General features: G+C 65.8%; 23 protein-coding genes. 7 read left to right on the top strand and 16 right to left on the bottom strand.

What is annotated here, in order from left to right:
• Window positions 1-24: 24 nt before the first annotated feature.
• The 9 genes from ACXJMY_RS02205 to ACXJMY_RS02165 are packed head-to-tail and all read right to left on the bottom strand — an operon-like array spanning window position 25 to window position 9,511.
• Window positions 25-999 carry an ABC transporter permease gene (locus ACXJMY_RS02205; RefSeq protein WP_456617676.1) on the bottom strand — a complete coding sequence of 325 codons (975 nt, stop codon included), beginning with the start codon at window positions 997-999 and terminating at the stop codon, window positions 25-27.
• Window positions 996-1,946 carry an ABC transporter permease gene (locus ACXJMY_RS02200; protein ID WP_456617675.1) on the bottom strand — a complete coding sequence of 317 codons (951 nt, stop codon included), beginning with the start codon at window positions 1,944-1,946 and terminating at the stop codon, window positions 996-998. Before ACXJMY_RS02200 ends, ACXJMY_RS02205 begins: the two co-directional genes overlap by 4 nt.
• Window positions 1,939-3,462 (bottom strand): sugar ABC transporter ATP-binding protein, encoded by a 1,524-nt coding sequence (locus tag ACXJMY_RS02195; protein WP_456617674.1) that lies wholly within the window; start codon window positions 3,460-3,462, stop codon window positions 1,939-1,941. Before ACXJMY_RS02195 ends, ACXJMY_RS02200 begins: the two co-directional genes overlap by 8 nt.
• Window positions 3,459-4,850 (bottom strand): FAD-linked oxidase C-terminal domain-containing protein, encoded by a 1,392-nt coding sequence (locus tag ACXJMY_RS02190; RefSeq protein ID WP_456617673.1) that lies wholly within the window; start codon window positions 4,848-4,850, stop codon window positions 3,459-3,461. The genes ACXJMY_RS02195 and ACXJMY_RS02190 overlap by 4 nt, the downstream gene beginning before the upstream one ends.
• A 59-nt stretch (window positions 4,851-4,909) precedes the next feature.
• Complete coding sequence (locus ACXJMY_RS02185) at window positions 4,910-5,794, bottom strand: intradiol ring-cleavage dioxygenase (RefSeq protein ID WP_456617672.1); 885 nt, start codon at window positions 5,792-5,794, stop codon at window positions 4,910-4,912.
• 15 nt (window positions 5,795-5,809) lie between these two features.
• The gene (locus ACXJMY_RS02180) at window positions 5,810-6,712 is read right to left on the bottom strand and encodes an NAD(P)-dependent oxidoreductase (RefSeq protein WP_456617671.1); all 903 of its coding nucleotides are present in this window, start codon (window positions 6,710-6,712) and stop codon (window positions 5,810-5,812) included.
• A 21-nt stretch (window positions 6,713-6,733) separates the two neighbouring features.
• Window positions 6,734-8,107, bottom strand: a complete 1,374-nt coding sequence (locus tag ACXJMY_RS02175) for an amidohydrolase family protein (RefSeq protein WP_456617670.1) — start codon at window positions 8,105-8,107, stop codon at window positions 6,734-6,736.
• 4 nt (window positions 8,108-8,111) lie between these two features.
• Window positions 8,112-9,191 (bottom strand): maleylacetate reductase, encoded by a 1,080-nt coding sequence (locus ACXJMY_RS02170; protein WP_456617669.1) that lies wholly within the window; start codon window positions 9,189-9,191, stop codon window positions 8,112-8,114.
• Complete coding sequence (locus ACXJMY_RS02165; protein WP_456617668.1) at window positions 9,188-9,511, bottom strand: Dabb family protein; 324 nt, start codon at window positions 9,509-9,511, stop codon at window positions 9,188-9,190. The genes ACXJMY_RS02170 and ACXJMY_RS02165 overlap by 4 nt, the downstream gene beginning before the upstream one ends.
• A 106-nt stretch (window positions 9,512-9,617) precedes the next feature.
• Here ACXJMY_RS02165 and ACXJMY_RS02160 point away from each other — a divergent pair, with 106 nt between their 5' ends.
• The 6 genes from ACXJMY_RS02160 (at window position 9,618) to mdlC (ending at window position 17,342) form a co-directional block, all read left to right on the top strand.
• On the top strand, window positions 9,618-10,541 hold the full coding sequence (locus ACXJMY_RS02160) for a LysR family transcriptional regulator (RefSeq protein WP_456617667.1): 924 nt from the start codon (window positions 9,618-9,620) through the stop codon (window positions 10,539-10,541).
• A gap of 45 nt (window positions 10,542-10,586) precedes the next feature.
• On the top strand, window positions 10,587-11,054 hold the full coding sequence (locus ACXJMY_RS02155) for a MarR family winged helix-turn-helix transcriptional regulator (RefSeq protein ID WP_456617666.1): 468 nt from the start codon (window positions 10,587-10,589) through the stop codon (window positions 11,052-11,054).
• A 46-nt stretch (window positions 11,055-11,100) separates the two neighbouring features.
• Window positions 11,101-12,810, top strand: a complete 1,710-nt coding sequence (locus ACXJMY_RS02150) for an FAD-dependent oxidoreductase (protein ID WP_456617665.1) — start codon at window positions 11,101-11,103, stop codon at window positions 12,808-12,810.
• A gap of 89 nt (window positions 12,811-12,899) precedes the next feature.
• Window positions 12,900-14,219, top strand: coding sequence for an MFS transporter (locus ACXJMY_RS02145; protein WP_456617664.1), 1,320 nt, complete (start codon window positions 12,900-12,902; stop codon window positions 14,217-14,219).
• A gap of 29 nt (window positions 14,220-14,248) precedes the next feature.
• Window positions 14,249-15,697 carry an aldehyde dehydrogenase gene (locus ACXJMY_RS02140; RefSeq protein ID WP_456617663.1) on the top strand — a complete coding sequence of 483 codons (1,449 nt, stop codon included), beginning with the start codon at window positions 14,249-14,251 and terminating at the stop codon, window positions 15,695-15,697.
• A gap of 37 nt (window positions 15,698-15,734) precedes the next feature.
• A complete protein-coding gene (gene mdlC / locus ACXJMY_RS02135) occupies window positions 15,735-17,342 on the top strand; it encodes a benzoylformate decarboxylase (RefSeq protein ID WP_456617662.1) in 1,608 nt (535 codons plus the stop codon).
• A gap of 63 nt (window positions 17,343-17,405) precedes the next feature.
• Here the strand turns inward: mdlC and ACXJMY_RS02130 are convergent, their stop codons facing one another.
• From ACXJMY_RS02130 to ACXJMY_RS02105, 6 genes are all read right to left on the bottom strand, one after another.
• Entirely contained in the window at window positions 17,406-18,242 is an 837-nt protein-coding gene (locus ACXJMY_RS02130; RefSeq protein WP_456617661.1) for an ABC transporter substrate-binding protein, read from the bottom strand.
• Window positions 18,243-18,313: 71 nt separating this feature from the next.
• Window positions 18,314-18,802, bottom strand: a complete 489-nt coding sequence (locus ACXJMY_RS02125; RefSeq protein ID WP_456617660.1) for a MaoC family dehydratase — start codon at window positions 18,800-18,802, stop codon at window positions 18,314-18,316.
• 9 nt (window positions 18,803-18,811) lie between these two features.
• On the bottom strand, window positions 18,812-20,395 hold the full coding sequence (locus ACXJMY_RS02120; RefSeq protein WP_456617659.1) for an acyl CoA:acetate/3-ketoacid CoA transferase: 1,584 nt from the start codon (window positions 20,393-20,395) through the stop codon (window positions 18,812-18,814).
• Between the two features lie 16 nt (window positions 20,396-20,411).
• The gene (locus tag ACXJMY_RS02115) at window positions 20,412-21,554 is read right to left on the bottom strand and encodes an acyl-CoA dehydrogenase family protein (protein ID WP_456617658.1); all 1,143 of its coding nucleotides are present in this window, start codon (window positions 21,552-21,554) and stop codon (window positions 20,412-20,414) included.
• Window positions 21,555-21,566: 12 nt separating this feature from the next.
• Window positions 21,567-21,935, bottom strand: coding sequence for a tautomerase family protein (locus ACXJMY_RS02110; RefSeq protein WP_456617657.1), 369 nt, complete (start codon window positions 21,933-21,935; stop codon window positions 21,567-21,569).
• A gap of 3 nt (window positions 21,936-21,938) precedes the next feature.
• Window positions 21,939-23,021 (bottom strand): LacI family DNA-binding transcriptional regulator, encoded by a 1,083-nt coding sequence (locus tag ACXJMY_RS02105; protein WP_456617656.1) that lies wholly within the window; start codon window positions 23,019-23,021, stop codon window positions 21,939-21,941.
• Between the two features lie 183 nt (window positions 23,022-23,204).
• Between ACXJMY_RS02105 and dapA the strand changes: the two genes are divergently transcribed.
• On the top strand, window positions 23,205-24,122 hold the full coding sequence (dapA, locus tag ACXJMY_RS02100) for a 4-hydroxy-tetrahydrodipicolinate synthase (RefSeq protein WP_456617825.1): 918 nt from the start codon (window positions 23,205-23,207) through the stop codon (window positions 24,120-24,122).
• A 5-nt stretch (window positions 24,123-24,127) separates the two neighbouring features.
• Here the strand turns inward: dapA and ACXJMY_RS02095 are convergent, their stop codons facing one another.
• The gene (locus ACXJMY_RS02095; RefSeq protein ID WP_456617655.1) at window positions 24,128-25,030 is read right to left on the bottom strand and encodes a LysR family transcriptional regulator; all 903 of its coding nucleotides are present in this window, start codon (window positions 25,028-25,030) and stop codon (window positions 24,128-24,130) included.
• Window positions 25,031-25,144: the final 114 nt, after the last annotated feature.

Genomic DNA, 25,144 nt, shown 5'->3' with positions numbered 1-25,144 from the left:
CTTGTTGGATTTTTCAAGTACTCGTTACGCGCGGCGGCGCGTCTTCATGTCGAGCCAGACCGCGAGAATGACGATGATTCCGGTGACGAGCGGCTGCCAGTTGGCGCTGACCGACAAGAGGTTCATGCCGTTCAGGACCAGCGTCAGGATCAGCGCGCCGATGAAGGTGCCGAACACGGTGCCGACACCGCCGAACAGCGAGGTGCCGCCGATCAGCACGGCCGCGATCGCCGGCAGCGTCAGGCTTTCGCCGATGTCGGCCTCTGCCGAATTGAGCCGCGACAGGAAGATGATCGAGGCAAGGCCCGCCATGGTGCCGGAGACGGCGTAGACCAGCAGCAGGCGGCGCGCGACCGGGATGCCGGAGAGCCGTGCCGCGACCGGATTGGCGCCGATCGCATAGATCTCCTGGCCCCAGATCGTTCGCTGGGCAAACAGCGTCCCGATCCCAAGGAACACCAGCAGCAGGTAGACCGGGATGGGCAGTCCGAACAGATAGCCGCTGCCGATCTGGCGGAAGCCTGCCGGGAAGCCGTGCAGGGTCTCGCCCGCCATGTACCAGTAGGTGAGGCCGTTCAGCACCCAGAGCATGCCGTAGGTGGCGATGAAGGAGGGGATGCGCAGCGCGGTGACCATCACGCCGTTGAGCAGCCCGACGATGCCGCCGCAGGCGAGCCCGGTGAGGATACCAAGCGCTGGCGAGCCGGTCTTGTGGATCACGGTGCCGGCGATGCAGGCCGACAGCGCGACATTGGCGCCGACGGAGAGATCGAGGCCCGCGGTCAGGACCACGAGGGTCAAGCCCGAGGCGATGAAGAAGGTCAGGCTCGCCTGCCGGAGCACGTTGAGGATGTTGCCGAGGCTCAGGAAGGAATCGCTGAGCACGGCCAGCACCGCGCAGATCAGCAGCGCCGCGAGCAGGCGATAGAACACCTGGATCGCGTCCTGCGACAGGAAGGAGCGGGGCGGCACGATCGCCTCTTTGCTGATGTCGGTCATGCGCGGCTCCGCAGGCCGTCGAGGAACAGTGCGACGATGACGAGGACGCCGACGCTTGCGACCTGCACCGAGGAGGGCATCGAGATCAGGTTGAGCCCATTGCGCAGCACGCCGACCGCGATCACGCCGAGCAACGTGCCGAGCAGCCAGCCATTGCCGCGCTCGAAGGAGGTGCCGCCGACCGCCACCGCGGCGATGGCATCGAATTCAAGGCCGAGGCCAGCGGTCGGATGGCCGGAGTTCATCCTTGCGGTCATCAGCAGGCCGGCGATGCCGGCCATGGCACCGCCGATCGCATAAACCGCGATCAGCAGCCGGTTCGGCGAGAGGCCGGCATAACGCAGCGCCTCGCGGTTGCCGCCGAGCGCAAAGATGTAGGTGCCGAAGCGGGTGTGATAGAGCAGCGCGTGGAACGCTGCGTAAGTCACCAGCGCCATCACGATCGGGACCGGCACACCCAGAAGCGTCGCCGAATAGATGTCGCGCACGCTGTGGGGAATGCCGACCACGCTCTGGCCGTCACTCACGATCAGCGACAGGCCTTGCGCCATGCCGAGCGTGCCGAGCGTCGCGACGAAGGGCGGAATGCCGACAATCGCGACCAGCCAGCCGTTGACGGTGCCGAAGGCGGCCCCGACCAGCAGGCCGGCGCCCAGGCCCAGCAGCATCGACTTGGTCGCGAGCGACACGATGGCGACGCAGAGCGAGGTCAGCGTCAGCACCGCGCCCATCGACAGGTCCAGCCCCTCGGTCATGATGATCAGGGTCATCGGCAATGCGAGCATGGTCAGGATCGTCGACTGCACCAGCACGTTGGAGAGGTTGGCGACCGACAGGAATCCGGGCGCGATTGCGCCGAACAGCGCGATCAGGAGCACCAGCACGATGGCAACGCCGGGAATGCGTTGCAGCGGATTGGGCTGTGAAACGACCGCGGCCTCACGCATGATGCATCCCCAGTCGCACGATGTTCTCCTCGGTCAATTCGTTGCGGGTCAGATGGCCGGCAATGCGGCCCTCGCGCATCACATAGGCGCGGTCGCAGACATGGCAGATCTCGACCTGCTCGGACGAGATCATCAGGGCGGCTGCGCCTTCCGCGACCAGCCGGTCGATCAGTGCAAAAATCTCGGACTTGGCGCCGATGTCGATGCCCCGCGTCGGCTCGTCGAAGATGAAAAGCTTCGAGCCGGCCGCCAGCCACTTGCCGATCACGACCTTCTGCTGGTTACCACCGGAGAGCAGTCCGACGGTCTGCCGCGCGCTCGGCGTGGCGATCCTGAGCTGCCGGATCAGGCCGTCCGACGTGCGCTGTGCGCTACGCCGGTCGAACAGGCCGCTCGGAAACAGTTTTCGCAGCGCCGACACCACCAGATTGTCGCTCACCGACCGCAACAGGGCGAGGCCCTCGCTCTTGCGGCTCTCCGGGACCAGCGCGATGCCGCGGCGTGCGGCGAGGTCGGGCTCGCCGGAAATGGCCTTGCCGTCAAAGATGATCTCGCCGGAATTGACGGGATCGGCGCCGAAAATGGCCCGCGCAACCTCGCTGCGACCCGAGCCGACCAGGCCGCACAGGCCGACAATCTCGCCCCGGCGCACCTCGATGTTGATGTCGGAGATACCGGTCGACGAGGAGAGGCCCTTGACCTCGAGCAGCAATTCGCCGGGCTTGTCGGCAAAATTGCGCGGATAGGTCATGTCCACGGTGCGGCCGACCATCATGCGGACGAGCTGGTCCGGCGTGACGTCGGCGGGGCGGACGCCGTCGATGCGGCGGCCGTCGCGCAGCACCGTGATGCGGTCGCCGAGCGCGAACACCTCGGCCATGCGATGCGAGATATAGACGATCGACACGCCGTCGGCTTTGAGCCGCGCGATCAGCGCGAACAGGAGCTCGGTCTCGCGGTCGGATAGCGCCGCCGTCGGCTCGTCCATGACCAGGATGCGCGCATTCTGGCTGATCGCTTTCGCGATCTCGACCATCTGCTGCTGCGCTACGCCGAGCTTGTCGACGGTGGTGGAGGGATCGATCTCGAAGCCGATCATATCGAGCACGCGCTTGGCGTCGGCCAGAATCTTGCGGCGGTCGATCGTGCTGGGGATGCGGCCCATTGGCTCGCGGCCGAGGAAGATGTTCTGCGCGATGTCGAGATAGGGGACGAGCGAGAATTCCTGGAAGATCACGGCGATGCCGAGCTTCTGTGCATCGGCCGTCGAGTTGATCGCGACCTTCTCGCCCTTGTGGTAGAACTCGCCGGCGTCGGCGCTGTAGGCGCCGCACAGCACCTTCATCAGGCTCGACTTGCCGGCGCCGTTCTCCCCTAACAGCATGTGGACTTCGCCGGGGAAGACGGCAAAGGACACGTCGTCCAGCGCCTTGACGCCGGGAAACTCCTTGCTGATGCCGCGCAGCTCGAGCAGTGGCGTGGGCGAGGGCGCAGTGGCCAGTGCCGCGGTGCTCATGCGTGTGCTCCCGCAAAAATCTTGCCGGGATTCATCAATCCATTGGGATCGAGGGCCGTCTTGATCGACCGCATCACGTCCACGGCCTCGCCGAGCTCGTCGGCGAGATAGTCGATCTTGCCGAGCCCGATACCGTGCTCGCCGGTGCAGGTGCCGTCCATGGCGATGGCGCGCGCGACCATGCGCGCCTGAAGCGCCTTGGCGCCTTCGCTCTCCTCCGGCTTTGCCGGATCGATCAGGATCAGCATGTGGAAATTACCGTCGCCGACATGGCCGACGATCGGAGCGGTGAAACCGTGCTCGTCCGCGTCCCGCCGCGTCTCGGTCAGGCATTCCGCGAGCCTTGAGATCGGCACGCAAACATCGGTGATCACGGCGCGCGCGCCGGGCCGCAAGCCCAGGCCGGCATAGAGCGTGTTGTCGCGGGCGTGCCAGAGCCGGCTGCGGTCTTCCTGTGCCTTGGCCCAGGCAAAGCCATGGCCGCGATGGTCGGCGGCGATCGCCTCTGCGGCCTCTGCCTGCTCGGCAACGGAGGTCTCGGAGCCATGGAATTCGAAGAACAGGGTCGGGGCTTCGCGATAGCCGAGCTTTGCGTAGGCATTGATGCCGCGCATCATGACGTCGTCGAGCAGTTCGATGCGCGCCACGGGGATCGCGGACTGGATCACGGAGATCGCGGTGTCGACGGCATCATGCAGGGTGTCGAAGCTGCAAACCGCGGCCGAGATCGCCTGCGGCACGGGATGCAGCTTCAGCGTGATCTCGGTGATGAGCCCGAGGGTGCCTTCCGCGCCGACGAACAACCGCGTCAGGTCGTAGCCGGCCGCTGATTTGCGTGCCCGTTGCGAGGTGCGAATCACGCGCCCGTCGGCCAGCACCACTTCCAGCGCCATGACGTTGTCCTTCATGGTGCCGTAGCGCACCGCCATGGTGCCGGAGGCGCGGGTGGACGTCATGCCGCCGATCGAGGCATCGGCGCCGGGGTCGATCGGGAAGAACAGGCCGGTGCCACGCAGCTCGGCATTGAGCTGCTTTCGGGTGATGCCGGGCTGCACGACGACATCCATGTCGCTCTCGTGCACCGCCAGCACCTTGTTCATGCGCGCGAAATCGAAGCAGACGCCGCCGGCGACGGAGGCCGCATTGCCCTCAAGCGAGGTGCCGGCGCCGAACGGCACGATCGGCATATTCGCGCCGGCGCAGAGCTTGACGATCGCGGCCACCTCCATCGTGGTCTCGGGGAAGACGACGATGTCCGGCGGCAGGTTGCGGTAGTGGGATTCGCTCTGGCCATGCTGATCGAGCACGGCCCGCGCCACGCTGGCACGCGGGCCGATCATGCCCGACAGGCGATCGGCCAATGCGGCTATGCTGACCCGCGGTCCCATCATCTCTCCCCGTTCGTATCCTCTCGCGGACTCTTGCCGGCCCGTTCGGTTTGTCCGGCTTAGGCCGCCTGCGCGCTGCTCGCAACCTGCTTCAGACCGAAATCATAGTTGAGGTGGAAATACGCCGCGTCCACCATGCGACCATCCGGCGCACGGCCGGGCGGGCACTGCACAAACTCGCGGATCAGGCTGTCCTTGACGCCGAACACCACGTCGCTGTCGAGATACTGGTCGCCGGCGACGAACACATGGGTCACGAGCTGCTCGAAGCCCGGCGCTGAGATCATGAAATGCACGTGCGCCGGCCGCCAGGGATGACGGCCCTGCACCTCCAGCATCTCGCCGACCGGACCGTCATGCGGGATCGGATAGGCGGCAGGCTTGATCGACCAGAAATGGAAGCGGCCGTTCTGGTCGGTGTGGAAGCGCGCGCGCATCGCGAGATCGCCGATCTTGTCGAGCTGCTGCACGTCGTAATAGCCGTCATCGTCGGAATGCCAGACGTCCACGACGGCGCCCGCAAGCGGCCGTCCGTCGACGATCGAGACCGAGCCGGTGACCAGCATCGGATCACCCTCCATGGGACCGGAGATGTCAGCGCCGTTCTGCTTCTCGGGCGAGGCCTGGACGAAGAACGGGCCGAGCACCGTGGTCTCGGTCGCGCCTTCCGGCACCGGGTGGTTGATTGCATCAACCAGCATGGAGACGCCGAGCGTGTCCGACAGCAGGATGAATTCCTGGCGCTTGTCGTCGCACATGTGACCGGTGCGGGTCAGGAAGTCGATGCCGTATTCCCATTCCTTCTGGGTCGGGCGGACCTCGCGGACGAAAGCATGAAGGTGCCGGACCAACGCTTCGCTGACCTGCTTGATCCGGGGATCAGTCGCGCCTTCGATCCGCTCGAGCACTGCGTCGGTGATCGTGTTCTCGTTGAAATTGCGCATATGTGCCTCCGTTGATCACAGTTTGGGCTCGCCGAGGCCGGACAGCCGCTCGAGATGTTTGACGGTCGCGATGAAGTCGGTGTCGCCATCGCCCTGCGCGACCAGCGATCCGTAGGTCTCTCGTACCTGCGCGGCGAGCTGCAAGGGTACGCCTACGGCTTGGCCGGCACCGAGGATGAGATCGAGGTCCTTGGCCATCTGCTTGCAGGAGAAAGTAGACTCGAAATCACGATTGCGCAGCGGCGCGGTCTTGTACTTCACCATCGGCGAAGCCACCGCGCTGTCGTCGAGCACCTTCAGAATATCCTGCCAGGCAATCCCACCCTTGCGCGCCAGCGCCAGGCTTTCCGCCATCATCGCGGCCGACACCGCGATCATCAGATTGACCGCGAGCTTGGCATAGCGCGCTTCCTCGCCCGGTCCGAGATAGGTCTGGGCGCGGGTGAAGGTTGTGAACAGCGGTTTTGCGTTTTCGAAGGCGTCCTTCGGCCCCGAGACGAAGCAGCTCAGCGCGCCGGTATGGACGATGCTGGCATTGCCGGACACCGGCGAACGAAGATAGGCAATGCCGCGGGCCTGCGCGGCGGCGTCGACTTCGGCGGAAGCCTCGACGCTCACGGTGCTGGTCTCGATCAGAACGGCGCCAGGGGCCATGGCGGCGATGAGGCCGCTGGGGCCGAGCGTCACGGCGCGCAAGACCGTATCATCGGGCAGGGACGTAACGACTGCGGCCCGTCCGATGACGGCTTCGGCCTGCGAAGCGGCGATACCGATGCCTTGCGAGCGCGCCTCGTTCAGCCGGGCGGCACTTTGGTCGAAGGCGGTCACGGCGTAACCGGCCTTGGCGACGAGCACCGACATCGGCAGGCCCATCTTGCCGATCCCGATGAAAGCGATGTTCTTCGAAGCGTCTGTCATTGCTCTCGTCCGTTGGCGCCTTCAGGCGGCGCGTCCCTGTCGTTCGATGTCCTGCACCAGTCGCCGGCCGGATTGCCCGAGCAGCTCTTTCTTGCTCTCGAGCCCTTCGGCCTGCAGCCGGCCGTTCCGTTTCTTCCAGGCGCCGCCGATCATGACCGCCTCGATATTGGCGAGGCTCGTCTGCATCACGACGGTCGCGACGGGGTCGTGCACGGGAAAGAGGTTGAGATCGGATGCGTTGATGATGACGAGGTCGGCGAGCTTGCCCGGCGTCAGCGAGCCGATCTGGCTCTCGCGGCCGAGCATGCGGGCGCCTTCCGTCGTGATCCAGCGCAGCGCCTCGCGCACGGGGATGGTGGTGGTCGCTGGAATGGTGCCGCTGTCCCGGCGCGATTCCGCATTGTCGAGCGCCCGCTGCATCGACAGCGCGACGCGAGCGGCGGAGAAGAGATCGCCGGCCAGCACGGATTCCAGATCGATGCCGATGGTGGGACGCACGCCGCGCTTGAGTAGCCGTCCGGTGATCGGAAAGCCGTGCCCCTGGATCATCTCGTTTTCGGGCGTCACCGAGAACGACACGCCGAGGTCGACCAAGCGGTCGAGGAGGTCGTCGGGCAGATCGTTGCCGTGGACGATGTTGACGCCGGCACCGACGAGGCCGGCCGCGATCAGCTTCTCCCAGCCGCCCGGCGTCTTGGCCGGGCCGCCGCCCTGGTGCATCGAGGCGATCAGCTTGAGCTCCCGCGCCATGCGGAAGTCGTGCATCGCGACGTCGAGCGTCGAATAATGCGGACCGAGAATCGCAAGCCCGAGCGTGACGAGGCCATCGCGGTCGGCGAGGGGGCCGGCCAGCAGCCGCTCGACCTCGCGGCGCGGATGCGGCACTTCCGAGAAGTGCGGCTCGCCCGGCTTCGGCTCGGGTTTGGGCGAGCCGTGAAAGAAGGCGGCGCGGATGCCGCTCTCGATCAGGCCGCGCACGGCGGCGTCGGTATGGGCGGGGGTTGGATTGTTGTGGCACCAGTCGACCAGTGTCGTGGTGCCGCAATTGATCTGGTTCAGCGCGCCGACCAGCGTCGCGATATGGATGTCCTCGGGACGGAACACTGTTGCCAGCCCGGCATGCATGCGGCGGAAATATTCGAGCAGTGTCCAGTTCGCGGCGTAGCCACGCAACGCCGTCTGCCAGGTGTGCATATGCGCGTTGATCAGGCCGGGGATGACGATGCGGCCTGTGCCGTCCACGATCTCCGTTTCGGCCGTGCCACTACCGAGGTCGATGTCGGGGCGCACGTCGACGATGCGATTGCCCTCGACCAGCACGTCGCCGGTGCGAAGATCGCCGATCGCATCATCCATGCTGATGACGGCCGCGGATTTGATCAGCGTGCGCCGCATCGCTCTAAACCGCCGCTTTGATTGCGCCTGGCTGCTCGCCGGCCCAGGCGCTCGCGATCAGGTCGCGGATGGCGCCCCGCTCGAGCGGGCGCGGATTCCAGTAGGCATTGGTGACGGCGAGATCGGCCGCCTTGTCGATGCCGCTCTCGGGCATGCCGACGTCGCGCAGCGCAAGCTTTGCATTCAGCCGTTTTGCGAGGTCGTAAAGTCCCTGCGACGCATCGGCGGCGCCGATCGCGCGCGAGATGCGCGCCATCGCATCGGGCACGGCCGGTGCGTTGTAGGCCAGCGCATGCGGCAGCACGATGGTATGGGTCTCGGCGTGCGGCAGATCGAAGGTGCCGCCGAGCGTGTGGCAGAGCTTGTGATGCAGCGCCATGCCGACGGTGCCGAGGCAGACGCCGCACAGCCAGGCACCATAGAGCGCCTCGGTGCGGGCCTCGCGGTCGTTGCTTTTGGCGGCAATGGCGGGCAGGGCACGCGCGAGTGCGCGAATGCCTTCTTCCGCCATCAGCGAGGTGACGGGATTGGTGTCGCGCGCGTAAAGCGCCTCCACGGCATGCGCGATCGCATTGATGCCGGATGTCGCGGCCAGGCTCGGCGGCAGCGTCAGGGTGAGATCGACATCGTAGATCACGGTCTCGGGCAGCACGGCCGGGTCGCGCACCGTGGTCTTGAGGCCGTTCTCGGTCTGGCCGACGATCGGCGTCATCTCGGAGCCGGCATAGGTGGTGGGAATGCAAAGCTGGTTGACGCCGGTGCGCAAGGCCAGCGCCTTGCCGAGCCCCGTCGTCGAGCCGCCGCCGAGCGAAACCACGCAGTCGGCATCGCACGCCTTCATCGCCGCGAGGGCCCGCTCCGTGACGTCAACCGGGGTGTGCATGGTGGCGCCCGGGAAAAGCCCGGCATAGAGCGGGCCGAGCGCTGCACCCAGGCTTTTGCCCTGCGCTTCCTGCTGCGGCGTCGTCAGCACCAGCGCGCGCTTGCCGCCGAGCCGCTCGACCTCGGCTTTGGCCGCGGCCAAGGTTCCGCTGCCGAACACGACGCGGCAGGGCAGGTTTTCAAAGGTGAACGAACCGATCATGTGCCGGTCTCTTTGATGGGATAATCGACCTGGAAGCGCCCGATCCGCAAGTCGCCCAGCGCCTCGCGCACCCGCAGGTGTTCGGGGTGGGTGGCATAGGCGGCAAGCGCCGCGTGATCGGTGAACTCGGAGAACAGGACGACGTCGCAGGCGTAATCGACATCGCTGACGTCGAGGCCGACTTCGATATGGGTGAGGCCTTCGATCCGGCCGCGCAGGCCTTCGAACAGGGTCTTGACCTTGACCCGGGCAGCGGAGCGCTCCTCAGGCGTCTCCCCGCGCAGCCGCCACATCACGATGTGCCTGATCGGGCCCGACATTTCCCTATTCCTCGCCTGCATCTTGCTTGTCTTCAGGCCACTTTGCCTTGCGGGATATGGAAATAAAGGCCAATAATTGTAAGTCTCTTTTTCTAAAAGTGAAAAAATGGACCGCTTGCTGCAATTGGAGGTGTTCTCCAAGACCGCCGAGCTCGGCAGCCTGTCCAAAGCCGCCGAGGCATTGCGCATGTCGAATGCCGCCGCCAGCCGCTACCTCAGTGCGCTGGAGGAGCGCCTCGCCGTTCGGCTGATCGAGCGCAATACGCGCCGGTTGTGGTTGACGGAGGCAGGGCAGGAGCTGCTGGAGCGTTGCAACCCGGTGCTGAATGAATTGGCGGAAGCCGAGGACATCGTCAGCGATCGCGCCCTGTCGCCTCAGGGCACGCTGCGCGTCACGAGCTCGCTGTCCTTTGCGGTGATCTATCTGGCGCCGATGCTGCCGGCCTTCCGCGCGCGTTATCCGAAGCTCAACATGCAGATCACCACCGCCAACCGCTACCCCGACTTCATCGAGGCGGGTATCGACGTGGCGATCCGGACGCGCGAGCAAGAGCCGGATTCCAACATCATCGTACGCCGCATCGGCCAGATGCGCCGCGTGCTCGCGGCCGCGCCGTCATATCTCGCGAGCCATGGCGAACCGGAGCAGCCCGCCGATCTCGCGCGTCACAATATGCTGGTCTACAATCTTGCGAACGACCCGTATTCCCTGCGTCTGCGCAAGAGCAGCGGTGCGCAGACCATCCGTATCACGCCGACGCTCGACAGCAATGACGGCCAGGTCATCCGCGGCGCGGCGCTGGCGGGTCTCGGCATCCTCATCCAGCCGCTCTACATCGTCCAGAGCGACATCGCCGCGGGCCGCCTCGTCCCGATCCTGATGGATTGGGAGCTGCCTCTGCTCACCATGAACGTCGCCTATCAGAATCGTGCGGGACTGCCGGCCAAGATCAGGGTTTTCTCCGACTTCCTGGTGACCTACATCCGCGAGCATTCAGAGCCGGGGATCTGGATAGACGCCACGAAATAAGTCACAAACACTCTGGAATACCGACTGCTTCGAGAAGGCATATCATTGAAAGCCAGGACATCCGGGACCGCGTGGCGGCATGCCAACATTGGCCGCCTGCTCAACAACGCAGTGCGGCGCTTCGAGGCCCGTGTGCTCGAATTGATGAGCGACAGGGGGCATGACGAAACGCGCATCGCGCATGTCGGCCTGACCCGCAATCTCGACGTGGAGGGGACGAGACTTACCGAGCTCGCCCGCCGCGCCTCGATGAGCAAGCAGGCCATGGGCGAACTGGTCGATCAATGCGCCGAGCTCGGACTGGTGGATCGCGTTGCAGATCCGACTGACCGGCGTGCCCGCATCGTCATGTTCACACCGGCCGGGCTCAAATGGCTCGACGCATTTCGTGATGCGGTCGATATCGCCGAACGGGAGATGCGCGCCGAGCTCGGCAAGGCGACGATGGATGCGATCCTGAAGGGATTGGCACTCTATGGCGAGAGGTTCGACACGCTCGACGACGCCAAGTAGTCAGGCTACTTGACGATATCGTCAGGCTACCTTACCATGCAGGATAATGCTGGTAGGGAGAAGCGTCTTGGAGACAAATCTGAGTGCCTCGGTGCTCATCGTGGGCGGCGGGCCATGCGGTCTGATGCTGGCCAACGAGCTCGGCCGCCGCGGTGTTTCCGCGATCCTGATCGACGAAAAGCCCGGAACGGCGTTCAATCCGCAGGCCAATGCGACCCAGGCCCGCTCGATGGAGCACTATCGGCGCTTGGGTTTCGCCGACGAGATCAGACGGGAAGGTCTGCCCGCCGATTATCCGACCGACGTCGCCTACTTCACGCGCTACACCGGTTATGAACTGGCGCGATTTGCGTTGCCATCATCGTCGCGTGCGAGCGAGCTCATCAAGGGGATGTCGGGCTCCTGGAGCGCCGCGGAGCTGCCGCATCGCGTCTCGCAGAAATATGTCGAGGCCGTGCTTCGCCGCCACGCCGAGCGGCTCCCCGGAATCCGGCTCGACTATGGTCATCGGCTGATCGACTACGCCGAAAGTGACGAGGGCATTGTCGGCGAAGTCGAGTGCCTCGACGACGGTCGCCGCTTTGAGGTCCGATCCGACTTCCTGGTCGGCGCCGACGGGCCGCGCTCGATGGTCCGGCAGTCGCTCGGAATCGCCTATGGCGGCGAGACCGGGACCCAGCGCGATTTCATGGGCGGTCGCATGCTGGCCGTCTATCTCCGCTCACCTGATTTCTACGCCGGCATTCCGCACGCCAGGGCGTGGATGTACAACTGCTTCAACGGCGATCGCCGCGCCTTCATGGCCTCCGTGAACGGACGCGACGAGTTCGCGTTTCACACGCAGCTCCGGCCGGGCGAAGACGAGAGTGCGATCAGGGTCAACGAGGCCAAGGCGGCGTTCCAGCGCGCATGCGGCKCGCCGATCGCATGCGAGGTGCTGTCCTTCCTGACCTGGACCGCCGGCCACGCGCTGGTCGCGAATGCGATGCAGCGGGGCAGGGTGTTCCTTGGTGGCGATGCGGCGCACCTGTTCACGCCGACGGGCGGCCTCGGCTACAACACCGCCATCGAGGATGCGGTCAATCTCGGCTGGAAGCTCGCGAGTGTCGTCAAGGGCGTGAGCCCGGCGGCGCTGCTCGACAGCTACGAGATCGAGCGGCGTCCGGTTGCGCTCCGCAACACCGCCTACGCGCGCGGCTTCGCCGATTCCCTCGGCCTGTTCGCGCCGGCGCCGGAGATCGAAGACGCCACGGAGGCCGGCAGCGAGGCCAGGCGGACGGCAGGCAGCTATCTCGAGCAGCATGCCCGTGCCGAATTCAACATTCCCGGCGTCACCTTCGGCGGACGTTACGACGGCTCGCCGCTGATCGTCTCCGACGGCAGCCAGCCGCCGCCTGACGCCGCAAATGCCTATGTCCCAAGCGCCTGTCCCGGGGGCCGCGCACCGCATGCGTGGCTGGAGGATGGCGTCTCCTTGTACGACCTGTTCGGACTCGAATGGACGCTGCTCCAGTTCGGAGAGGTCGTGTCCGCTTCCGGTGCGCTCGGCGAGGCGCTACGCGGGCTTGGGGCCGATGTGAAGCTCGTCACGCTGCCGAGATCCTTGCGCGATCTCTACGAGGCCGACCTCGCCCTGATACGTCCCGACCAGATTGTGGCCTGGCGCGGCAGCGCGTCACAGGCCGGAACGATCGGGCACATCCTTGCCCGCGCGCTCGGGCACGGTGAGAGCGACGGCGCGCGTCTGGCAAGCTGATCTGTTTCCGCGGCCACATCCAACCTGTGGCCGCAAGGCAATAACAACAAGCGCAATAACAACAAGCAATGACAACGGAGGAGGAAAACGTGACGACAGGAGCATTCGAAGACTACGACGAACATGCCGCCACCGCTGCCGCGCAGACGGCGAGCAGCCGCCGGCGCATTCTGATCGCCGGCACCATCGGCACCGCGATCGAATGGTACGATTTCTTCATCTACGGCCTGATCGCGCCGCTGGTCTTCGACCAGCTCTTCTTTCCGAAATTCGATCAGCTCACGGCGACCATCGCTGTCTTCGCGACGTTTTCCGTCGGATTTCTGGCACGACCGCTCGGCGGGCTCGTGTTCGGTCATTTCGGCGATCGCCTGGGCCGCAAGTCCGTCCTGTTGTGCACCTTGCTCATCATGGGACTTGCGACCATGTCGATCGGATTGCTGCCGACCTACGGCAGCGTAGGCGCGATCGCGACCGTCGCGCTCGTCGTGCTGCGCTTCCTGCAGGGCTTCGCGCTCGGCGGCGAGTCGACCGCGGCAATCCTCATGGCGATCGAAACGGCGCCCGGCAACCGGCGCGGCTTCTCCGCGGCGGTGATCCAGGCGGCAGGGCCCGTCGGCGTCGTGCTGGCGTCGTTGGCTGCGCTGACGATTTCGCGGTTGCCGGAGGCCGACCTGCTGTCCTGGGGGTGGCGCGTCCCGTTCCTGATCAGCGCGGTCCTCGTTGCGCTTGGCATCTATATGCGCTGGCGCATCGAGGAGAGCCCGACGTTTCGCAAGGTGGGGGAGGTCGAAGCGGTGCCTGCCGTCGAAGCGGTCAGGGGTCATTGGCGTCCGATCCTCATCGTGTTCTTCGCCGAAATGGCGCAGACGTCCTATTTTTATCTGACCGCAATCTTCACGATCTCCTTTGCAACGCGCCAGCTCGGCGTTCAGAAGGACGTGATCACCCAGGCTGTGCTGTTCGCAAATCTGGTCGGCCTCGTTGCCATGCCGCTCATCGGGGCCTGGTCCGACAGGATCGGACGGAAACGCCTGTTCATCGCCGGCGTTGCGCTCGCCGCCATCTCGATGTTCGCGTTCTACGGCGTGATCGCAAGCCGTGACACGCTGCTGATAACGGCTGCGCTGATCCTGGCCGCGGGCGTGATCCATCCGCTGATGTTCAGCACCGAAGGTAGCTATTTCCCGGAGCTGTTTCCGACCCGCATTCGCTTCACCGGCGTGTCGATTGGAAAGCAGCTCGGGACGGTGCTCGGCGGCGGTATCGCGCCGCTTGTCGCCACCAGCCTGTTCGCGCAGACGGGCTCCACCCACGCGATCACCGGATACTACGTCGTGCTCGCGCTTGCGGCGATGATCGCGCTTGGCTTTGCACACGAAACCAGCAAATCGCGGCTGCTCGGCTAGGCCCAGTTGCCGAAACAAGGGAGGTTCTCATGGACGTCAGTCTTCTGATCAATGGGCAGGATCTGGCCGCTTCGACCGGCAAGCTGTTCGAGCGGCGCAATCCGCTATCACAGGAGGTCGCGAGCCGGGCGGCCGCCGCGACGGTTTCGGATGCCGATGCCGCGGTTGCGGCGGCCTCCGCCGCGCTGGGGGCGTGGTCGGCGCTCGGCCCGAACGCGAGGCGCGGCCTGCTGCTGAAGGCGGCCGATGTGCTCGAGGCCAAGCGTGACGCCTTCATCCGGATCATGATGGCTGAGATCGGCACCACTGAAGTCTGGTCGGCTTTCAACGTGAAGCTCGCGGTCGGCATGCTGCGCGAGGTGGCGTCGTTGACCACGCAGGTCGCGGGCGAGGTGATCCCGTCCGACAAGCCGGGATGTCTGTCGATGTCGGTTCGTCAGCCGGCCGGCGTGTGTCTCGGCATCGCGCCTTGGAACGCCCCGATCATTCTCGGCGTCCGCGCCGTGGCGACGCCGCTCGCCTGCGGCAACACGGTGGTGCTCAAGGCCTCCGAGATCTGTCCGGGAACGCACCGGCTGATCGGAGAGGTCTTCAGGGACGCGGGATTTCCGCCCGGCGTCGTGAACGTATTGACCAATGCGCCGGCCGATGCGCCGGCGGTGGTCGAACGACTCATCGCCAACCCCGCCGTCAGACGGATCAACTTCACGGGCTCGACCCGCGTCGGCCGCGTCATCGCCGAACTCGCCGGCCGCCACCTCAAGCCGGTGCTGCTCGAGCTCGGCGGCAAGGCTCCCCTGGTCGTGCTCGACGATGCCGATCTCGACGCTTCCGTCGCGGCCGTGGCGTTCGGCGCCTTCATCAACCAGGGCCAGGTCTGCATGTCGACGGAGCGGGTGATCGTCGACGAGACGGTGGCCGATCTCTTCGTCGAGAAGCTCGCCAGGAAAGCAAGCGCGCTTCCGGCCGGTGATCCGCGCTCCGGCCCGGTGGTCATCGGCTCGATGATCGATGAGGCGCCCGCCAGGCACGTCGTTGCGCTGATCGATGATGCGATCGGCAAGGGCGCCGCCAAGCTTGCGGGTGGAGAGCGGGCCGGAACTGTCGTACCGGCAACGGTGCTGGACCGCGTCGTGCCCGGCATGCGCATCTACACCGAGGAAAGCTTTGGTCCCGTCGTCTCGGTGATCCGCGCGCGCGGCGTGGATGATGCGGTGCGTCTTGCCAACGATACCGAGTATGGCCTCTCGGCCGCCGTTTTCGGCCGCGACGTCGCGCGAGCGCTGACGGTGGCGCAGCGCATTGAAAGCGGCATCTGCCACGTCAACGGACCGACCGTGCACGACGAGGCGCAGATGCCGTTCGGCGGCATGAAGGGATCCGGCTATGGCCGCTTCGGCGGCCAGGCCGGGATCGCCGAGTTCACCGATCTGCGCTGGATCACCATCGAGACCCAGCCTCAGCACTATCCCTTCTGATCGCGTCTCGACAGGAAGCACGCCGGGAAATCAGTCCATGAATTCGAAAGTCTTGACGGTTCGGGAAGCGACCCTCGGTGTGCTTCGTTCCTTCGGCGTTGACCGCGCCTTCGGCAATCCGGGCTCGACGGAGCTTGCCTTTCTCGGCGATTGGCCTGACGACATCGATTACGTGCTGGGCTTGCAGGAAGGCTGCGTCGTCGGCATGGCCGATGGTTATGCGCAGGCCACGGGGCGTCCGGCCTTCGTCAATCTGCACTCGGCGGCCGGTCTCGGCCATGCGCTCGGCAATCTCTTCACGGCGTTCCGCAACAAGACGCCGATGGTCGTGACCGCCGGGCAGCAGGCGCGCAGCCTGCTGCGGATGCGGCCTTATCTCTTTGCCGAGGACGCCGAACAGTTTCCAAAGCCCTATGTGAAGTGGAGTTCGGAACCAGCGCGCGCCGAAGACGTCCCCGCGGCCATTGCGCAGGCCTTCCTCACCGCCATGCAGCATCCGCGAGGCCCGACATTCGTGTCGGTGCCGTCGGATGACTGGGCGCGGCCTGCGGTCGCTCCGCCGGTCCGCCACATCGCAACGGAGTTTGCGCCGGATCCGGCTGCGATCGTTCGGCTTGGCGCAGCAATCGCAGCGGCCAAGAGGCCTGCATTCGTGGTCGGGCCCGAGGTCGATCGCAACGGCTGTGTCGACGCGATGGTCGCGGTGGCCGAACGAGCCAAGGCAGCGGTGTGGGCAAGCCCGATGTCGAGCCGGTCGAGCTTTCCGGAACGTCATCCGCAGTTCGCAGGCTTCCTTCCGGCCGCGCCGCAAGGGCTCGCACGCACCTTGCGCGGGGCCGATTTGATCGTCGTATTCGGGGCGCCCGTGTTCACCTTCCACGTCGAGGGACGATGCGAGCTGCTCGACGACGGAACGCCGGTCTGGCAGATCACCGACGATCCGATCGAAGCGGCGTCCGCCGCTGTCGGCGACACCATCATCGGCACGCTCCCCAAGGCGCTCGCTGCGCTGCTGCCGGCATTGCCTGATGTCGCGGAGCGCGACGCGCCCACCGCGCGCCGGCAGCCCGCCGTTCCCGCCGCGACGAATCCCATTCCGCCGGYCTATGCGCTGAGCCGGCTGTCGGAGCTGATGCCGCGGGATGCGATCGTGGTCGAGGAGGCGCCGTCGCACCGTCCCGCCATACAGCAATTCCTGCCGCGGCCGGGGGCGGACAGCTTCTACACCATGGCAAGCGGCGGGCTTGGTTACAGTCTGCCGGCCTCCATCGGCGTGGCGCTGGCGCGGCCGGGCCGTCGCATCGTGGGCCTGATCGGCGATGGGTCGGCGATGTACTGTGTCCAGGCGATCTGGACCGCGGCGCAACGCCAACTGCCGATCACTTTCGTGATCATGAACAATTCCGGCTATGGCGCGATGCGCGCCTTCAGCCAGCTCATGCAGGCGCATCGGCCGCCCGGGATCGACCTGCCCGGGATCGACTTCGTTGCGCTCGCCAAGGGGCTCGGTTGCCCGGGCCGGCGCGTAACCGACGTCGACGATCTCGACCGCTGTCTTGTCGAGGCATTGGCGTCGAGCGGCCCCGCGCTGGTCGATATCGCCGTCGACGACGCCACGGCGGATCTGTTCGGCCATCCGCACTAGTCATGCGTTTCCGTTGCCCGCTGCTGCCGCTCAGCAACGGGCAAACGGTGGATGCCGACGCTGTCAGTTCGTGGGGCCTTCGCCGCGGATGGCGAAGCTGGTGGATTTCAATTTGGTCATGCCGAACTTGTCGAACAATTTGTCATAGGTGCCGTCGGCGCGGGTCGCCGTCAGCGCGTCGGCGAACGCTTGCGCGAGCAGCTTGTCGCGGAAGGCGAAGGTGATGTCCGTGCCGGCGATGTCGCGGACCCAGATCTTGGCGATGCCCTTCTGCTCGAGCGAGTTGGCGGTCTCGTTGATGTTGAGCGCGGCCTCGAGCTGGCCGGCGCGCAGCGCCGCCGAAGTCGCGGTGACGGTGGTGAAGGTGCGAAGCTCGATCGGCTTGAGGCCCTTCGCGACCATCTCGTTGTTGAACTCGCGCGCCTTGCGCTCGGTGTAGGTCGCCGACTCGACGCCGACCACGCGGCCGGCGAGATCCTCGAACTTCTCCAGCTTCAGGCTGGAGGAGGGATCGGTGTAGATGCTGATCGCCTGCTGCGCGTAAGGCACGAGGTAGAGCATCTTAGAGCGCTCCTCGGTCCAGAACAGGCCGGTATTGATGGCGTCGAAGCGGCCGGAGCGCAGCGCCGGGATCATGGGCGGAAAATCCATGCGCAGGAACACCGCCTCGACACAGATGCGCTTGGCGATCTCGCGCGCGAGCTCGACATTGAGTCCCTGCAGCTCGCCCTTGTCGTCGACGAATTGCTGCGGCGGCAGGGTCGGGTTGATCGACATCTGCCATTTGGGAGCCTCGATCAGGCTCGACGCCGGCACTTTCGGCGTACAGCTCTGGGCGACGGCCGCCTGGGACAGGCCGATCAGCAAGGCGAGGGCGGAGATGGTCTCGAGAAATCGCATCTAAGTACTCCTGTCAAATCGTGGGTGGCAGAGGAGCCGTTCTCCGGTCCGGATTCTTCTTCATTGTCGCATCATGTGGCGGCCGTCGCATCGCGATCGGCCTGCCGGGTCAGGATCAGCGAAATGTGGCGGGCGGCGGTGACCACCTCGTCGCGCTGGTTGAGCAGGTCGAGCGTCTCGATGACGATGCCGCGCCCGGGATTCCTGGTCGGCCGCTTCTCGACGAAACGGAAGCGGACGCGCAAGGCGTCGCCGGCGACGATCGGCGCCTTGAATCGCACCTCGTCCCAGCCAAGCGAGGCGACCGAGGTCTCCTCATACAGCTTCAGCTCCGACTTCAGTCCTTCCATCAGCGACAGGCCGAACAGGCCGTGGCCGATCACTGCGGGAAAGCCGCGCGAGCGCGCATAGCCCGAATCGACATGGAGCGGGTGGTGATCGCGCGTGACGTCGGCGAAGACGGCGATGTCGGCCTCCGTCACGGTGTGCGCCGAGGTCTCGAACTCCGCGCCGAGCGCGATGTCCTCGTAACGGAGATTGGTGGGTGCGCTGGCGTCCATGCGTATCCCTCAGGCGACCTTGCGCGGCCGTGCCGGCAGGGCCTTGAAGCTCTGCGCGATCCCCATCGGCCCGGAGCGGAAGATGCGCGGGTCCATGTCCCTGAGCTGCGGGCTGATGCGCGGCTTAAAGCCCATATGCGCGAGGATGTCCTCCTCCAGGCGAACGCCCGGCGCGATCTCGGTCAGGGTGACGCTGCCGTTCTCCAGCTCGAACACGGCGCGTTCGGTGATGTAACTCACGTGCTGGCCGCGTTGTGCGGCAAGCGAGGCGCTGAAGCTGATCTGGCCGACCTGAGGCACGAACTTGCGGAAGGCGCCGTCGCGCCGGATCGCGAGGCGGCCGTTCTCGACGCCGATGTCGAATTTGCCGCCGGTCATGGTGCCGCTGAAGATCAGCCGCCGCGCGTTCTGCGTGATGTCGATGAAGCCGCCGGAGCCGTCGCGGCGCTCGCCGAAGCGGGTGACGTTGACATTGCCGGCCTCGTCCACCTCCGCGAAGGAGAGGAAGGCGCAGGACAGCCCGCCGCCGTCGTAGAAGTCGAACTGATAGGCCTGGTCGAGGATGACGCGCGGATTGATGGCGGTGCCGAACTCGCGTGCGTGTCCGGGTACGCCGCCGACCACGCCGGATTCCACCGTCAGCGTGATCAGGTCGGAGATACCTTCCTCGGCGGCGACATTGGGGATCATCGCCGAGATGCCGACGCCGAGATTGACGACGTCGCGCGGTCGCAGCTCGAAGGCGGCGCGGCGGGCGATCACCCGCCGCTCGGTCAGCGGATCGGGCGCGATCAGCGCCTCCGGCACGCGCGTCTCGCCGCAGCGCGCCGGGTCGTAGGCAGTGCCGTAGGTCTGCATTTGGTCGGGCTCGAGCACGACGTGGTCGATCAGGAAGCCCGGGATCTTGACCATCTGCGGATGGATCGAGCCGCGCTTGACGATGCGCTTCACCTGGCAGATCACGGTGCCGCCGGCATTGTGCACGGCCTGCGCGATCGAGAGATCCTCGCGCGTGGTGCCCTCGTGTTCCATGCTGACATAGCCGTCTTCATCGGCCGACGTGCCGCGGATGATGGCGACGTTCGGCGGAGCGGGGACGCGGTAGAGCAGCCAGTGCTGGCCGTGCAGCTCGAGCAGGTCGACCAGCGGCGCGGTGGTGCGCGCGTTCATGCGGCCGCCGTCCTGGCGCGGGTCCATATAGGTGTTGAGGCCGACATGGGTGAGCACGCCCGGATGCTTCGCCGCCATGGCGCGGCAGAGCTGGCTCATGACTCCTTGCGGGAAGTTGTAGGCGTCGATCAGCTCGTCGCGGACCAGGCGCATGAACGGCACCTGGAGTCCGAAATTGCCGCCGATCACGCGCGCGATCAGGCCTTCATGGGCGAGATGGCACAGGCCCTTCTCCGTCACCGCGCCGACGCCGGTGATGTTGATCAGCGTCAGGCCGTGAGGCCCGTGGCCGCCGAGAAAACGCTGCTCCAGGGCGTCGAGGATGGCTTCGGCAGCCCCCGTGCCGCCATTGCCGCCGACGATCAACGTGTCGGCGTCGCGGATCAGGCCGGCGGCCTGTGCCGCGGTGATGATGCTCAGCATGCGCCCACGCTCTGCCTCATGCGGCCTCCTTCTCGACCTGGCGGGCGATGATCAGCCGCTGGATCTGGTTGGTGCCCTCGTAGATCTGGGCGAGGCGCACGTCGCGGAACAACCGCTCGATGCGGTATTCGCGCGAATAGCCGTTGCCGCCATGGATCTGCAGCGCGTTGGAGACGTGCTTCATCGCCATGTCGGTCGTGAACAGCTTTGCCTGCGCGGCTTCCTTGGCGATCGGCTCGCCGGCATCATGCAGGCGCGCGGCGTGGTGGATCAGCAGGCGCGCGGCGGCGATGTCGGTCGACATGTCGGCGAGCATGAACTGCACCGCCTGGAAGCCGATGATCGCCTGGCCGAACTGCTTGCGGTCCTTTGCGTAGGCGGTGGCGTCCTCGAACGCGGCCTGCGCCATGCCGAGCGCCATCGACGCCATCATCAGCCGGCTGAAGTTGAAGTTGCTCATGGCCATCTTGAAGGCCTGGTTCTCCGGCCCCATTACGCTGTCGGCCGGCAGCTGCACGTCGGAGAAGGTGATCTGGCAGTCGTCGAGGCCGTGCATGCCGAGCAGCTCCTCGTTCTTGCCGCGCGCGATGCCGGGCAGGGCACCGTCGACGAGGAGACAGGAGATGGCGCGATGACCGGCATCCGCGCCGGTACGCGCGAATACCATAATGCGGTCGGCGACGCCGCCGAGCGTGACCCAGGCTTTTGTGCCGTTGAGCAGCCAACCCTTGCCATCGCGCATGGCGGTGGTGCGGATGCCCGCGACATCGGAGCCGTGGTCGGGCTCGGAGACGGCGGTGGCCGGGATGATGTCGCCGCTGAGGATCTGCGGAATCAGCGCCTTGTGCGCGTCGGTGCCGTGATGGTCGAAGAACAGCACGGCTTCGACGGGAATCGCAAAAGCATTGGCGACCGCGCCGGAGCAGCGCGCCAGCTCCTCCATCGCGATGCAGGCCGCGACCGCATCGAGGCCCGCGCCACCCGCGCCTTCGCGCAGGCAGATGCCGAACAGGCCGAGATCGGCCATGCCCTTGTAGAGCGCGCGGTCGAAGCGGTCTTCGCGGTCGATCGCTGCCGCGCGCGGCAGGATCTCCGCTTCCGCGAAACGGCGGGCGGTTTCGCGGAGAGCCTTCTGGTCCTGGGTGTAAAAGCGGTCCATGGCGTGCTCCCGTCAGTCGCTGGCGAGCTTGGAATCGTGGGCGACCTCGCTGCGGTCGCGATCGAGGAAATAGACCGCGACATCGTCGCCCGGGACGCCATAGGCATTGCAGACGGCGCGGGTCAGCGCGATCGCCGCGGCGCGGCGTTCGGCCTCGCTGCGGCGGAACGCATGCACCTTGAGCAGGATGCGCTGGCCGGTGGCCTGAGCGCCGAACGTGCCGGCATGCGCGTAATCGTCGGCCGCGATAGGGAGGAAATAGAGCGTGACCGTGTCCGCGGTAACGCCAAAGGCCGACATCAGGCCGTCGGTCACGGACCGCGCCAGCGCGGCCTTGCGTTGCGGCGGAACTTGCGGGGCGAGCACTTCAACATAAGGCATCGATCAGACCTTCGCGGACTTGGCCGCAGACGATTTGGACGGGGATTTGGGCTTCGCGGATCTGGCGGTGGTCGGGGCATCGATCTGGCGGCAGGAGTCGCGCTTGATCAGCCGGGCGCCGACGCGATATTCGCGGACGCCGTCATTGCCGTTGCCCTTCGCATCCATGCGCTGCAGCAGCCGGTCGACGGCGAGGTTGGCGAGGTCGCGCGCACCGTTATCGACGATGCTGATGGCGGGGCGGTGCCATTCGAACCACGGCATGTCCTCGTAGCAAAGCAGCGAGAGATCGTCGGGGATCGCAATGTTGCGCTCCGCCGTCACCCGCAGCACGCCAAGGGTTGCCTCGTGATTGGCGACGAAGATCGCGCTGGGCGGATGCGCGAGATCCAGCAGCTTGCGGCAGCAGGTCACGCCGGTCTCCGGCACGAAATGGCCGGCGTGGATCAATGAATCGTCGGCGGCGATGCCGGCCTCGCGCAGTGCGCGAACGTAACCGGACAGCCGCTCGCGGCCCGAGGTGGTGTCCTGGCGGCCGACGATCAGCCCGATGTGCCGGTGCCCGAGCTCGATCAGATGGCGCGTGCCGAGATACGCGCCCTGCGGATCATCGGCGAGCACGGTCTCGAGGTCGGTCGCGTCGTCGCGACGCACCAGACAGACGATCGGGACGTCGTTTGCCAAGGCTTTGAGCTGCGGGCCGTTTTTCCCCGTGGGCACCACGATCAGCCCGTCGATGCGGTGGTCGACCAGCGTGGTGAGGGTGTCGCTCTCCTGTTGCGGATCGTCGCCGCCGATGCACAGAAGCATCTGGTAGCCCAGCGCCTTGAGCCGCGCCTGCACCACTTCGGCCATCACCTGGAACGAGGCGTTGGTGAGGTTGTGGACCAGCAGCGCAACCAGCCGCGATTGTCCGGTCTTCAATCCGCGGGCGATCGGGTTGGGCCGATAGCCGAGCTCGCGCGCGATGCGCGTCAGGCGCTGCTGCGTGCGCTCGCTCGTCAGGCCGGTTCCGGACAGCGCGCGCGAGGCGGTGCTGATCGAAACGCGGGCCGCCTGTGCCACATCTTTGAGCGTGACGCTCATCAAACCTGCCGATAGACTGCAAACGATTGCAAAACGCTATGAGCTAAATAGACGCTGATCAAGCCTAAATATTGGATCAGCGTGCCCAATGCAGAGCCAGTCTTGCAATCGTTTGCAGTCGTCTTGCGGTTATTCCGCAAGACATCGCCGTCACGTGAGTTGTTCCAATCGCCTGGTAGTTCCCTGATGAAGAGTTTTCGCGGCACCTACACCGTCATGATCACGCCGTTCACGCCGGACGGTCGCGTCGATGTCGCGGCCCTGCGTGCCTTCGTCGATTGGCAAATCGCGGAGGGTATCCATGGGCTGATCCCGCTCGGCTCGACCGGCGAATTCCTGTCCCTGGACGACGACGAGAAAGCGCTGGTTGCGGAGATCGTCATCAGCCAGGCGGCAGGACGCGTCCCGGTGCTGATCGGCACCGGCGCGGAGGACACGCGCGAGGTGGTGCGTCTCAGCCGCCGTGCTGAAAATCTGGGCGCGGACGGCGTGATGATCATTCCGCCGTTCTATTCGACCCCGACCGACGACGAGCTCGTTCATCACTACAAGACGGTGGCCGATGCGATTTCGCTGCCGATCATGGTCTACAACAACCCGGCGACGGCCAATGTAGACCTCAGGCCGCCGCTGGTGGCCCGCCTCGCCGAGATCGACAACTGCCTCTATATCAAGGAGTCGACGCTGGAGGTGACGCGCGTGCGCGACATCATCCGCCTCTGCGGCGACAAGATGACCGTGTTCGGCGGCATCCTCGGCTTCGAATCCTTTGTCGAAGGCGCGCAAGGCTGGGTGGCGGTTGCCTCCAACGTGGTGCCGTCGGCGATGGCGCGCATCTTCAGCCTCGTCGCCGATGACGGCGCGATCACGGACGCGCGCGAGCTCTACCTGAAATATCTGCCGCTGATCGAGTTCGTCGGCGGCCAGGCCTATGTCGCCGGCACCAAGGCGCTGCTCGGCCACATGGGCTTTGCCAATGGCAATCCGCGTCCGCCGCGCCTGCCATTGCCGGCCGTGCAGGACGCCGCCGCGCTTGCGCTGGTCAAGCGCTTTGGCCTGGCTTGGCCGAATGCGGCAGCTGTTTCAAGGGCGACCGGATGACCGCATCACTGCCTCGATGCCGCGAGCCGGGCCGCGATCTCTTCGCGGGCATGCTTGACCAGGGCCAGCGTCAGCCGTTGCTGCATGCGGTCCGACGGCACGATGGCGGACACGGTGACCTCCGTCTTCGGCTTGAACGGCACGCTTCTGAGGCGGCTATAGCGCTTCGAGGACGCCGTGAGCTCATCCATGATCGTGACCCCCAGTCCTTCCTCGGCGAAATGCCCGGCGACGTTCATGAAGCGCACGTCGATGGCGGGGGCGTAATTGACGGCGCTGCGGCGGAAGGCGTCCTGGATAAGGCTGCTGATGCGGCTGGAGGTGCGGGCATTGATCAGCGGCGTGTTGCGCAAATCGGTCGGGCTGACGAAGCTCAGCTGCGCCAGCGGGCTGTCGGCAGGGCAGGCGCAGACCATGTCGAGCTGCGCCAGCGGCAGACAGGTCAGCGTCTGGCGGGGGTGCGGCTCCATGGCGAAGCCGATGTCGACGATTCCGGTCTCGACATATTCCAGCAGATTATCGAGCCGTTGCGTCTCGAGCGAGATCTCGACGCCGCCATGATCGCGGCAGAACCGCGCAACCACCTGCGGCAGCAGCGATTCCGACAATTCCGAGGTGGCGACGATCCGCATGCGGCCCTTGCGGCCCGCGCGCAGGTGCGCCGCGGTCTGGTTGATCAGGTCCTGCATCAGGAACAGCGGCTCGGCTTCGGCGAGCAGGATCTGCGCTTCCTGTGTCGGGGTCATGCGCTTGTTGACGCGATCGAACAGCAGAAAGCCGAGCGCGGCCTCGGCGTGCTTGATGGCGTTGCTGACCGCCGGTTGCGACATGCCGAGATCCTGCGCCGCCGCGACCGTGGAGCGCGTCCGCATCACTGCTCGCAGGATTTCCAGCTGCCGAAGGTTCATGACGATGGTCCGATCATTGGTGAGCGATGTGAATGTGCATCATAGATTTCGGTTATCAACTTGGCTCGCAAAATAATTGATCGCGATGTTGTCGGTGGTCGAAGCGGCAGCTTA

This window comes from Bradyrhizobium sp. P5_C12, from assembly GCF_054049735.1.
Note: the sequence above shows the minus strand (reverse complement) of the source record. Positions and strands in the feature narration are given on the sequence as shown.